This window comes from Bacillus multifaciens (assembly GCF_030756675.1).
GTDB classification, from domain to species: domain Bacteria; phylum Bacillota; class Bacilli; order Bacillales; family Bacillaceae_G; genus Bacillus_A; species Bacillus_A multifaciens.
Map to the genome: position 1 here is coordinate 83632 of NZ_JAVBXD010000014.1, position 11760 is coordinate 95391.

The 11760-nt window shown below is 36.5% G+C and carries 14 protein-coding genes and 1 pseudogene; all 15 read left to right on the forward strand.

The features are described from left to right. Window positions 1-164: 164 nt before the first annotated feature. A complete protein-coding gene (locus tag Q9306_RS11440) occupies window positions 165-500 on the forward strand; it encodes an HNH endonuclease (RefSeq protein WP_306198427.1) in 336 nt (111 codons plus the stop codon). A gap of 123 nt (window positions 501-623) precedes the next feature. Continuing rightward, entirely contained in the window at window positions 624-935 is a 312-nt protein-coding gene (locus tag Q9306_RS11445) for a P27 family phage terminase small subunit (protein WP_306198429.1), read from the forward strand. Then, the gene (locus Q9306_RS11450) at window positions 932-2599 is read left to right on the forward strand and encodes a terminase TerL endonuclease subunit (protein ID WP_306198431.1); all 1668 of its coding nucleotides are present in this window, start codon (window positions 932-934) and stop codon (window positions 2597-2599) included. The genes Q9306_RS11445 and Q9306_RS11450 overlap by 4 nt, the downstream gene beginning before the upstream one ends. Before the next feature lie 65 nt (window positions 2600-2664). Next, window positions 2665-3771: a phage portal protein gene (locus Q9306_RS11455; protein WP_371932376.1), complete on the forward strand. Its 1107-nt coding sequence runs from the start codon at window positions 2665-2667 to the stop codon at window positions 3769-3771. After that, a pseudogene (locus tag Q9306_RS11460) lies at window positions 3755-4478 on the forward strand (head maturation protease, ClpP-related). The gene Q9306_RS11455 and the pseudogene Q9306_RS11460 overlap by 17 nt, the downstream one beginning before the upstream one ends. Before the next feature lie 19 nt (window positions 4479-4497). Further along, window positions 4498-5652, forward strand: coding sequence for a phage major capsid protein (locus tag Q9306_RS11465; RefSeq protein ID WP_306198433.1), 1155 nt, complete (start codon window positions 4498-4500; stop codon window positions 5650-5652). Window positions 5653-5664: 12 nt separating this feature from the next. Then, window positions 5665-5961, forward strand: coding sequence for a hypothetical protein (locus Q9306_RS11470; protein ID WP_306198435.1), 297 nt, complete (start codon window positions 5665-5667; stop codon window positions 5959-5961). Window position 5962: 1 nt separating this feature from the next. Further along, window positions 5963-6316, forward strand: coding sequence for a phage head closure protein (locus Q9306_RS11475; RefSeq protein WP_306198437.1), 354 nt, complete (start codon window positions 5963-5965; stop codon window positions 6314-6316). A 6-nt stretch (window positions 6317-6322) separates the two neighbouring features. Further along, window positions 6323-6685, forward strand: a complete 363-nt coding sequence (locus tag Q9306_RS11480) for an HK97 gp10 family phage protein (protein ID WP_306198439.1) — start codon at window positions 6323-6325, stop codon at window positions 6683-6685. Further along, entirely contained in the window at window positions 6682-6999 is a 318-nt protein-coding gene (locus Q9306_RS11485) for a hypothetical protein (RefSeq protein WP_306198441.1), read from the forward strand. Before Q9306_RS11480 ends, Q9306_RS11485 begins: the two co-directional genes overlap by 4 nt. Next, on the forward strand, window positions 7000-7590 hold the full coding sequence (locus tag Q9306_RS11490) for a major tail protein (protein WP_306198442.1): 591 nt from the start codon (window positions 7000-7002) through the stop codon (window positions 7588-7590). Window positions 7591-7594: 4 nt separating this feature from the next. Next, window positions 7595-7939 (forward strand): hypothetical protein, encoded by a 345-nt coding sequence (locus Q9306_RS11495; protein WP_020059100.1) that lies wholly within the window; start codon window positions 7595-7597, stop codon window positions 7937-7939. 56 nt (window positions 7940-7995) lie between these two features. After that, window positions 7996-8145: a hypothetical protein gene (locus Q9306_RS11500; protein WP_306198445.1), complete on the forward strand. Its 150-nt coding sequence runs from the start codon at window positions 7996-7998 to the stop codon at window positions 8143-8145. Between the two features lie 61 nt (window positions 8146-8206). Further along, window positions 8207-11416, forward strand: a complete 3210-nt coding sequence (locus Q9306_RS11505) for a DUF2207 domain-containing protein (RefSeq protein ID WP_306198449.1) — start codon at window positions 8207-8209, stop codon at window positions 11414-11416. A gap of 5 nt (window positions 11417-11421) precedes the next feature. After that, window positions 11422-11760, forward strand: a 339-nt coding sequence (locus tag Q9306_RS11510) for a phage tail domain-containing protein (protein ID WP_306198452.1), incomplete at its 3' end; no start/stop codon positions are given.

The window sequence follows — 11760 nt, forward strand, 5'->3', positions numbered from 1 at the left end:
CAGATTTGTAATACAACTGAAGATACACATACAGTACGGATGGATTTGCTACAAGTTAAGAAACATATATTAGTAATCAATAACTGTGATCCTCATTTAGTTGAATATCATAGAAGACTTATGGAAGCTGAAAGACTATTTTATGCTGGTAGTTGTAGCGATCGATGAAAGAGTACAAAACCAAACAACAGAAGCGTAAGTTCTATGATAGTCCTGAGTGGAAGAGTACAAGAGAACGAGTAAAGAAGCGTGACAACTATGAGTGCCAGGAATGTAAACGAAATGGTCGAGTACAAACAGACACCAACGAATACAGTGAGAGTGCAAAGCGTAAGAAGATTCAACTCGTTGTCCATCATAAAAAAGAGCTTGAAGATTATCCTGAACTTGCACTTGATGAAGATAATCTTGAAACATCCTGTGTGAATTGCCATAACAAAGAACACGGAAGAACGTTTGAAAAGAAACAGAATAAATGGGAACACGATGAAAAATGGTAGAAAAATAGTTTTTAATACTCCCCCCCTCTTTTATTTCAGTTTCTTTGGGGAACTGGGGCACCGGAGGAGGGGGTTAACTGTCAGGTTTTTTTCGAAATTACGCACGTAAGGGGGGGTGGGTAGATGGCTGTTAGCATTACAAAATTAAAAGAACAGCTCATGAACAGTATTGAAATTACAGATTTAGTCGAGGTTGAAAAAGTAGAACGATACATTGATCTAGTTAAAGCATTTAGAAAAATAAACAGAACTGTCAATAAAGAAGGCGAATCGGTGACAGTCAAAAACGGATCTCAAGTTTTTGTTAAAGCCCATCCTCTTATAAGTGAAAGGAATAAAATTAACAGTTCTTTAATTGCGCTAGGAAGAGATATAAAGTTTGTTCGTAAACCTAATATCCCTAAGGCTGGTTATAGTAAAAGTGATTTAACATGATTAGGAAAAAGTACATTGATGAATACATTGAACTTCATCGAACTGGAAAAATAAAGTTCAACAAAGAAAGAGAACTGTTAATTGAATATCTAGAAAAATACGTTTTAAATAGGGACGATTTGTATTTTGACGATGAAATGATTGAGGATTGTATCAACTTCGGTGAGAAGTGGTATTTTCCGTTGCAGCCATTTCAAAAATTCTTAATAGCATTCGTCTTTTTATTTTATAAGAAAAATGGACGTGTATTTTATCGTAAATTCCTGTGGATGTTAGGACGTGGTGGCGGTAAAAACGGTCTAATTTCTGTTATTATTCACTTTTTAATTAGTGAATTACATGGCATTCCAGAGTATAACATTTCAGTTGTTGCGAATAGTGAAGAGCAAGCAAAAACGAGCCCTGACGAAGTTCATAAATGTGTGAAGAAAAATGAAGTCTTACAAAGAGCCTTTAAAACAACGTTAACTCAAACAGTTTCAAAGGCTACTGAAAGTGTACTGAAGTTTAGAACTTCAAATGGAGATACAAAAGATGGCTTGCGTGATGGTGCGGTTGTATTTGATGAAATACATCAATACGAAAGTAATAAAGATGTTCGCGTCCACATCAGCGGATTAGGTAAAAAGAAAAACCCACGTGAGTTTTATATTGGTACAGATGGATATGTACGTGATGGTTTCTTAGATAAGCAAAAAGAAAAAGCAATGAAGGTTTTAAACGGTGAAGCACGTCCGAATGCTATCTTTCCTTTCATTTGTAAATTGAATGACGAAACAGAAGTAGATGATCTTGATAATTGGGAGCTTGCGAATCCTATGTTATCAAAGCCATTAAGTGAGTATGCCGAAGGGCTACTTGAAACGATAAAGGAAGAATACGAAGATTTAGAAGACGATCCAAGCAACCGAGAAGAGTTCATGACAAAGCGTATGAACTTACCTGTTACAAACTTAGAACGTTCTGTTGCAAAATGGTCAGAAATTCTTGCTACAGATCGACCGTTTCCAGATTTACATGGCCAAGAATGTATTGGATCGTTAGACTTTGCAAGTATTCGAGATTTCGCGGCATGCGGTCTTTTATTTAGACAAACTGGTGAGTATATTTTTAAAACTCATTCCTTTGTGCGGAAAGAATTTGTTGATATCTATTATGGATATTCCAAAAAAGCAGGTGAGTTTAAAAAACAGAAGTTTGCGCCAATAAAAGAATGGGAAGAACAAGGCTTATTAACTGTTGTGGACGAGCCAACTATCAATCCTCAACACATTGTCGATTGGTTTGTAAAAATGCGTGAACAATATGGCGTTAAGAAAATTATAGCTGATAATTTCCGAATGGAAGCAATCAGACCTTTATTAGTCGCGGAAGGGTTTGAAATAGAAGTTATACGAAATCCAAAAGCAATCCATAGTTTACTAGCTCCACGTATTGAAATGGCGTTTGCCAATAAGCAAATTATCTTTGATGATAACCCTCTTATGCGTTGGTATACACAAAACGTACTGGTTGTTATCAAGGGTGATGGAAATAAAATATATGAAAAGAAGGAACCTGTGCGAAGGAAAACTGACGGATTCCAATGTTTTGTACATGCCCTTTATAGAGCGGATGAAATACAAGAATCAACAGACTTTGTAATAGGTGATATCAAATTCTAGTGAAGGGGGTGAGAACAATTGGATGGCTGGATGGAGTGTTAAACAGAAATAAAGAAATAGCATTTATGTTTGATGTAGACATGTTTGTTGATGCGGCAAATAGAGCTCATATGAAACGATTGGCAATTGATACTTGTATATCTTTTTTAGGAAGAACAATTAGTCAATCGGAATTCAGAGTAAAGAATAAAAAAGAATTTGTACAGGATGAGCTTTACTATCGTTTGAATGTTAGACCAAACAAGAATATGACAGCCAGCACTTTTTGGGAAAAGTTCGTTCGTAAGCTTATTTATGATAATGAATGTTTAGTCATACAAGCTGATGATGGTGATCTACTCATTGCAGATGACTTTCAGCATAATGAATATGCTGTTTTTGAAGATATATTTACGAATGTGACGGTAAAAGACTATCTTTTCAAAAGAAGTTTTAAACAAAGTGAAGTTATCCATTTGAAATATCGAAATGATAAGTTATCAACGCTTATAGATGGGCTTTTTGCTGACTATGGCGACTTATTCGGTAGAATATTAAACTCCCAAAAACGTAAAAACCAAGTTCGCGGCACAGTTGATATGGATATGATTGGTGCTAAAACGCAAGAACAGGTAACAAAGTTACAAGAGTTTATAGACAATATGTATAAGGCAATTGGTGATAAAGATATTGCTATTGTTCCGCAACAAAAAGGGATTGAGTACAAGGAAGTATATAATGGTTCCGCTAATGGTCCAAGTGTGGAAGAAATAAACAAAGTAACGAATGGTTTTCTCAATCAAGTAGCAATGGCTATCGGTATTCCAACATCTTTGTTATATGGGGATATGGCGGATGTAGAAAAGCAAACGAAAAATTACATGCTTTTCACGGCAAAACCTTTGTTAAAAAAGATATCAGATGAAGCAAACGTGAAATTCTTTGAAATGAATGAGTATCTTGAAGGACAAAAGATTGAGGTTAAAGCTGTTTCTTATCAAAGTATATTTGATCTTGCGACAAGCATTGATAAGCTCATTTCTTCTAGTGCATTTACTGCTAATGAAATTAGGATGGAAGTAGGATATGAAATTTCGGATGATCCGAACTTAAATGTCCATCATATTACGAAAAACTATACTAAATTGAATGAAGATGAAGGAGGTGAGGGAGAAAATGACGGTGAAACTTGATATTAAAGGTCCAATTATTTCTAGTGATGAAGCTTGGATTTATGAATGGTTCGAAATGGATGCGACAAGCCCAGGAATGGTTGCAAAAGAACTTGTTAATGCTAATGGCGAAGATTTGATTGTATCAATTAATAGTCCTGGCGGTTATGTACATGAAGGTTCTGAGATTTATACAGAATTAAAAAATTATCCAGGTAATGTGGAAGTTCAAATTGTTGGTTTAGCTGCAAGTGCGGCTTCTGTTATTGCGATGGCTGGTGATAAAGTTCGGATTTCTCCAACAGCACAAATCATGATTCATAATGCTTCTATGTGGAATGGCGGAGATCATCGTGATATGGAAAAAGCTGCTGAGATGTTGAAAACGACAGATCGAGCAATTGTAAACGCATATGTTATTAAAAGTGGTAAATCCGAAGAAGAATTACTTAATATGATGGCAGAAGAAACATGGATGGGACCACAACAAGCATTAGAGCATAATTTTGTGGATGAAATCATGTTTATGGAGAATCCAGTTAAAATGACGGCTTCAGGTGCCGTTTCTTCTATGATTCCACAGAAAGTAATTGATGGTTTTAGAAATGGAACACTCAATAAAGGGAAAGCTGAATGAATTACAAACTAATACAGAACCAAAACCAAAAGAGCCAAATCCGAAACCTGTTAAGAACAGTGGGATTAAAGGGCTCTTTTTAAAATTGTAAAAATTGGGGGAAACACATAATGACGATTAAATTTAATAAATCTGAAGCGCTTAGTAAAGCAAAAGCAAAATTAACGGATGCTTTAACAAATGCTGAAAGCACAGAAAAAGAACAAACGGCAGCCTTTGAAAATTTCTTTGATGCAATGCAAACGGACATAATTAATACAGTTCGTAATCAAGTAAATGATGAAATGTTAGATCGTTCTATTCTTCAACAACGTGGTCAAAACGTATTAACAGCAGCAGAAACAAAATTCTTCAATGCAGTTGTTCAAGAAGGTGGATTTAAAGACGGTTCAATCCTTCCAGTAACTACACAAGAACGTGTATTTGAAGATTTGGTTAAAGAACATCCATTACTTGATGCTTTAGGGCTACAAGATTTAGGCGCAGTTACAAAGTTCATTTACTCTGATGCAACAAAAGCGTATGCATGGGGCGAGTTATTCGGTGAAATTCGAGGACAAGTAAATGCAGCATTCCGAGAAGAAAAAATTGGTCAGCTTAAATTAACAGCATTTGCGGCTATTCCAAATGATATGTTAGAACTTGGTCCAGAATGGGTTGAACGTTACGTTCGAACTTTATTAGTAGAAACATATTCAGTAGGTTTAGAGTTTGGATTTGTAAATGGTGGTGGATCAGTAGCGCATCAACCTGTAGGTTTAATGAAGGATGTAAATGCAACTACAGGAGCTGTTACTGATAAAAAATCGTCAGGCACATTAACTTTTGCTCCTTCAGAACATGGTGAAGTCATTGCTGGTGAGCTTTATGAGGTAGTAAAAGCATTATCTGTGGACGGAAAAGGAAAATCTCGCAAGGTATTAAATAAAATTGTAATGGTAGTGAATCCGATTGATGCAATTGGCGTACAAGCGCGTAACACAATTCAAACAGCTAATGGCCAATGGGTAATGGCATTACCTTATAACATTCAAACTGTTGAATCTGAAGAAGTTCCAGTAGGAAAGGCGCTATTTTTTGTACAAGGTCAATACCTTGCAGCAATCGCTGGTGGATACAAGCTTAAATCATTTGACCAAACATTAGCGATTGAAGATGCTACGCTTTATACAATTAAACAGTTTGCTAATGGTAAACCAAAAGATAATAAAGCGGCACTTGTTTATGATTTAAAGATTTCATTTACACCACCAGTAACTAAATAAGGAATGATGTGAATGGACAATCCAACAATTTCAGATGAAATATTAAAGCAATTCAAAGAAAGGATGCGCTTAGGTGACGATGAAGACGATAACCTAAGACGTATCCTTTTTGCATCCAATAAAGATTTAGTGAGAGTTTGTGGTAATTATGATCTTAACGATGACGAGGTGTTTAAGGAGTTAGTCTTTGAACGTTCTCGTTATGTTTATAATGATGCACTAGAGTATTTTGACAAGAATTTTTTAAGTCAGATTAATAGTCTTAGCATTGAAAAAGCGTTAGAAGAAATTAAAGTGGACGGTGAATGATATGCGTCCTTTTCAGTATAAACAGCCATTAAACACAGGAGATTTTAGAAATAAAATCATTATTGAACAGCCAGTAACAATAAAAGATGATCTTGACCAGGTTATTGAAATAGATTGGAAAGAATTTAAAAAAGCTTGGGCTATGATAAAAACATTAAAAGGATCAGAATATATTGCCGCTTCGGCTTCACAAGCAACACTAATTTATCGGTTCGTTATCCCCTGCACTTTTGGAATTACAGAAGAAATGCGGATTAATTTAAAGGGGCGTATCTTCGATATTATTGAACCACCAATAAATGATAATGAAGAGAATAAAACATTAACCATCATAGCTATGGAAAAGATTGGGTGAAAGCTGGTGACTAGTGTTAACGATTTAGCGAATGAGATTGTTAGACAAGTAGCAGCATATACAAGAGAAGTAGAAGAAAAGGTAGAACAGGCGGCTGATGATGTAACGAAAGAATCTGTAAATAATTTAAAAACAGCAGGTGGATTTGACGATCAATCTGGTGATTACCGCAAGGGATGGAAACGTAAGAAAGTAAATGGTGTATGGGTTATTTACAATAAGAAATATCAACTTACTCATTTACTAGAGCGTGGACATGTAATTGCTGGTGGTACTGGCCGATCGCGGACATTTCTGCATATTGGACCAGAAGAACAGAAAGCCATCTCTGAATTCACAGATCGCGTTGAAAGGGCGATACGGAAATGACATTAGCAGAACTATTAAACATTTTGAAGGCTACAGGTTATCCTGTGGCTTATTCGCATTTCACAACAGTACAAATGCCACCGTATATTTGTATCCTTGTGGACGGCTCATCTAACATGATGGCTGACAATAAGGTCTATCACGAAATAAATGATATCAATATTGAGCTTTACACAATAAAAAAAGATTTGGTTGCAGAAGCCAAGCTTAAAAACGTTCTAGATGAACATGAGATGCCTTATGATTCTCCATTTGAAACGTTTATTGAATCTGAGAAGCTATATCAAAAATTTTATGAAGTGAGGTTGATTTAAATGCCTGAAAATAAAGTTTCGTTCGGTTTGAAAAATGTTCATTATGTACCATATGACGTGAAAGATTTTGTAGTTACGTTTGGAACGCCAATTCCGTTGCCTGGTGGAGTTGAGTTAACTTTTGATCCGCGTGGCGATTTAATTGAATTCTATGCAGACGACATGCTTTATTACGCTGCAAGTAATAACCAAGGTTATGACGGAACATTAAATATCGCTACTATTCCAGAGCAATTCGCTATTGATGCGCTTGGTGAGCAATTAGATGCAGAAGATGGAGTATTAAATGAGCTAGCTGATGCGAAAGGAAAACCGTTCGCGTTATTATTCGAATTTGATGGCGATGTGAATGCAACTCGACATGTTATGTATAACTGTTCAGCGAGTCGTCCGACACTTGCATCTAAAACAAAAACAAACTCGGCTGAACCGAACACAAATGAACTGAAGTTCGTCTCTAGTCCAATTGTTTTAGCTCCTGGCGGTAGACCAATGGTTAAAACAAAAACAACTTCTAAAACAACAAAAGCAATTTATGATAATTGGTACAAAAAAGTATACGTAAAATCAGCAGCACCAAAAGGAGCGTAATTAGATGGAAAAAACAATTGTAGTAGACGGTAAGCAAGTCCGATTAAAAAGTACAGGTGGAACTCCTAAGCGATATAAAGCACAATTTGGAAAAGATTACTTTTCAGATTTAATGAAACTGTATCCATTGATAAAATCAGATGTAAATGATTTAGATAATATGGATTTTAGTTTATTAGATATGGACGTTTTCTATAACTTTACTTATGTATTAGCGAAAACAGCAGATCCAACTATCCCTGATCCAATTACTTGGCTAGATACATTTGATGAGTTTCCGATTTATGAAATCATTCCAGAAATTCAAGATATGTTAATGGCTTCTATGCAATCTAAAAAAAAGATGTAAGTGACGAGCAAGGAGCTGACGATGGAGAAGGATTTACAACCGAGACGTTCCTTGCCTTGTGTTATAAATGTAAGCTTACAAGTTTAGATTTAGAGGAAATGACAATCGGTATGTGCCTTGATTACATTAGTGAATATATCGACTTGCAGAATCCGCAAAAAGAAACGGTGAGAAAAGCTACTCAAAAAGATTACGATGCATTCTAAAAATGACTGCCTATTATACAACGGGTGGTCATTTTTATTTTTGTAAAAAGGTGGTGAATGTGTGGATAAATCAATAAAAGGGATTACGATACAGCTTGGTGCGGACACTTCTAAGTTGGGAAATGCACTTAAAGATGTTACAAAGCAATCTGTAGCTTTATCTCAAGAATTGAAGCAAGTTGAGAGAGGATTGAAGTTCAATCCTGGAAACACGGAATTACTCGCACAGAAACAGCAGTTATTAGCTGAACAAGTATCAGTAACAACCGAAAAGCTAAATAAGCTGAAAGAAGCGCAAACACAGATCAATCAGAAGTTCGCGGAAGGCAAGATATCACCAGAACAATATAGGGCGTTCAACCGTGAAGTAATCGCAACTGAAAACCATTTAAAAAGCTTACAAAATTCTATGAGAGAGATGGAAGCTGAAGAAGGTCGTATAGCTAATTCAACAAGACAGCTAGAAGCATTATTTCAAGCCACAGGAACGAGTGTAGATAACTTCTCTAGCGCTTTAGGTGGTAGACTAGTCAACGCAATTAAAAGCGGCACAGCATCATCTAAACAACTTGACGAAGCGATTAACAAAATTGGTGTCGAAGCATTAGGCACAAGAACTGATCTTGAAAAGATGAAACAAATTCTTGCAACGATTGATGATGGAAACTCAATAGAAAATGTTAAAAAAGATTTAGCTAAACTCTCGCAAGAAGCTGAACATGCAGGAAAGAAATTCAAAGAACTTGATATTGATTTAGAAAATATGTTGGGTGCAGCAATTGCTGGCGGAGGTTTAGACAAAGCTATTGAGACCGCACTAGATACATCTAAATTAAAAACAAAAATCGATATATCATTTAATGTTCCTGAGGAGTCTAAGAAATCAGTAGAAGCGGCTGTGAGAGGTATCGAAGCGTATGGTGTCGATGGAGAAGAGGCGCTAGAAGGTGTTAGGCGACAATGGGCATTAAATAAAACAGCCTCTGATGAAGCAAACACGGCTATCGCTAAACAAGCAGCAACTATTTCTCAAACATATGCTGGAATTGATTTTAGTGAGTTAATTCAAGAAACGAACGAGATTGCCAGTGAATTAGGTATCTCTCAAGAAGGAGCGATGGGGTTAACGGATGCCCTCTTGAGAGTTGGTTTTCCACCGGAGCAAATAGACATTATCGCTGAATATGGTGGTCAGCTAACTCGTGCTGGGTTCAAAGCTGAAGAAGTTCAAGCGATTATGGAAGCTGGGATTGAAACAGGTACTTGGAATATAGATAACCTTTTGGACGGTCTAAAAGAAGGACGGATTCAATTAACTGAGTTTGCTCAAGGAGCAGACAAAGCTTTAAAAGAAGCGCTTGATGGTTCAGGGATTGCAACTGAACAAATAGAACAATGGGGAGCAGCTGTCGCTAAGGGCGGAAGAGAAGGTGCGGCAGCTATGGTGGAAGTGGCTAAAGCAATCGATGGAATAGAAGACCCCGTTAAAAAGAATCAAGTGGGGGTTAAAGTTCTAGCCACTATGTTTGAAGACCAAGGGCAGAATATAACTAACACTTTAATAAATGCTTCACAAAAAACAGTAGATTTCAAGAAAAACCAAGATCAACTTAATGATTCAGTTAAAAAGCTAGATGCTTCGCCGGCTGTTAAATTTCAGAAAGCGATGGCTGATTTAAAGATAGCCCTTGAACCGGTTTTAGAGGTAATCACGAATGTAATTAGTAAGTTAGCTGAATGGATCTCAAATAATCCTAAGTTAGCAGCAACATTAGCAACTATTGCTACAGTAATTGGTATCATATCTGGGGTTATATTAGCATTAGCGCCTATATTTATAACTTTGTCTAGTATAGTTGGTGTGTTAGCTGGATTCTTTGGTATTGCTGTCAGTGCAATGTGGGGGATTGTAGCGATTGTCCCTATAATTATTGCCGCAGTCGTTGCATTAATTGTTGCAATCGTTAAAAACTGGGATTCTATTAAACAGAAGACAATCGACATATGGAATTCAATTATCGAATTTCTTTCTAACTTGTGGAATGGCGTTGTAGATATAGCCTCAGAGGTTTGGAGCAAAGTTGTTGAAGTGACGACAAGTGTTTGGAATGGAATCAAGGATTTCTTTTCTGAACTTTGGACCGGTATAGTAGAGTTATTTACAACCACTGTGAATGGCATTCGTGATTTCTTTATTCAAGCATGGACAACCGTATCGGAATTTTTTATGAGCATATGGAATGGTATTGTCGCATTTATAACACCAATTCTTCAAGGTATAGCGGATTTCTTTTCGATGATCTGGAACGGAATTTCAGCTGTTATACAATCTGTTTGGAATTTCATCACGCAGTATTTACAAGCAATTTGGACAGCTATTTTGTATTTTGCTACTCCAATTTTTGAAAGTGTAAAACAATTTATTGTTGATACTTGGAATACAATCAGTTCAACAACAAGTGCCGTATGGCAAGCAATAACAGACTTTCTATCATCTTGTTGGAATGGGCTTGTTAGTTTTGTTACCCCAATCTTTGAATCTATAAAGAATTTTATCATATCAGTATGGGATACGGTAAGTTCAACAACAAGTTCAGTTTGGAATGGTATTAAATCAACAGCATCATCCATTTGGGAAGGCCTAAAAGAAACAATTATGGGTCCTGTCCGATGGGTTACTGGTGCAGTTACAAGCGCGTTTGATGGAATGAAGTCAGGAATTTTGAGCGCATGGGATGGTATAAAGTCTGGTATCAAAACAACAATAAATTTCATCATTAAAATGATTAATAAATTCATAGATGGATTTAACGCACCGGCGGATGCCTTAAATAAAATACCTGGTGTTGATGCACCGAAAATCCCACATGTTCCAATGCTGGCCACAGGTGGCCATGTTCTTGGAGATGGTCAGTTCATAGCTGGTGAAGCTGGTCCAGAGTTATTCACTAAAAAGGGAAATAAGGTATCTGTTACGCCGCTGTCATCAAGAGAGAAATCGCTTGGTATCACAGGTACAATTAAAGAATTAGTTGCGAATATGAATCGTACGATGGCTGATAATATACAATCACTTAATGAAAGTGCAATGCGCGGAATGAGTGTTTCATATGCTAATGCAGGAATGTATGGCATGGATTCAACTCCCAAAGAGGTAGTTGTACAACTTACTGTAGATCAACCCGTAATTGTGGATGGTCGTATGGTACAACGCTCTGTGCGAAAAGAGAATTTGAGAGAAGATAACATTAATGCTTTGAAAAGGGGGTAACAAGGATGCCGGATACAATTCTCTTATTTAAAAATGGACAAACTTGCTCTCTTAAGAAAGACCACAATGTTGAAACGTTAGAATTAACAGTTGACCCTCCACAAAAAGAAGCACAGAAAACAAAATTAACCGGTAAGTTTGGCGTTCACTATTACAACAAGAGTTATACGGAAAGAGGATGCCAACTCAGAGTTCTTGTGGATACGATGGACATAGAGGGTGTTTATGAGAAAAGGAATGAGTTGTACGCCTTATTCGGAAGGCTAGAAGACTTTTATATCATATATTCAAGAGAACCAGGTATACGGAGACGTGTTGAGTATCAAGACATGAAAATCAATCGT

What these genes read in the sequence shown, in the direction of transcription:
- Q9306_RS11465 (WP_306198433.1), top strand. Translation starts at nt 4,498, where the DNA reads ATGACGATTAAATTTAATAAATCTGAAGCGCTTAGTAAAGCAAAAGCA.
- Q9306_RS11470 (WP_306198435.1), top strand. Translation starts at nt 5,665, where the DNA reads ATGGACAATCCAACAATTTCAGATGAAATATTAAAGCAATTCAAAGAA.
- Q9306_RS11455 (WP_371932376.1), top strand. Translation starts at nt 2,665, where the DNA reads ATGTTTGATGTAGACATGTTTGTTGATGCGGCAAATAGAGCTCATATG.
- Q9306_RS11440 (WP_306198427.1), top strand. Translation starts at nt 165, where the DNA reads ATGAAAGAGTACAAAACCAAACAACAGAAGCGTAAGTTCTATGATAGT.
- Q9306_RS11475 (WP_306198437.1), top strand. Translation starts at nt 5,963, where the DNA reads ATGCGTCCTTTTCAGTATAAACAGCCATTAAACACAGGAGATTTTAGA.
- Q9306_RS11490 (WP_306198442.1), top strand. Translation starts at nt 7,000, where the DNA reads ATGCCTGAAAATAAAGTTTCGTTCGGTTTGAAAAATGTTCATTATGTA.
- Q9306_RS11450 (WP_306198431.1), top strand. Translation starts at nt 932, where the DNA reads ATGATTAGGAAAAAGTACATTGATGAATACATTGAACTTCATCGAACT.
- Q9306_RS11445 (WP_306198429.1), top strand. Translation starts at nt 624, where the DNA reads ATGGCTGTTAGCATTACAAAATTAAAAGAACAGCTCATGAACAGTATT.
- Q9306_RS11495 (WP_020059100.1), top strand. Translation starts at nt 7,595, where the DNA reads ATGGAAAAAACAATTGTAGTAGACGGTAAGCAAGTCCGATTAAAAAGT.
- Q9306_RS11485 (WP_306198441.1), top strand. Translation starts at nt 6,682, where the DNA reads ATGACATTAGCAGAACTATTAAACATTTTGAAGGCTACAGGTTATCCT.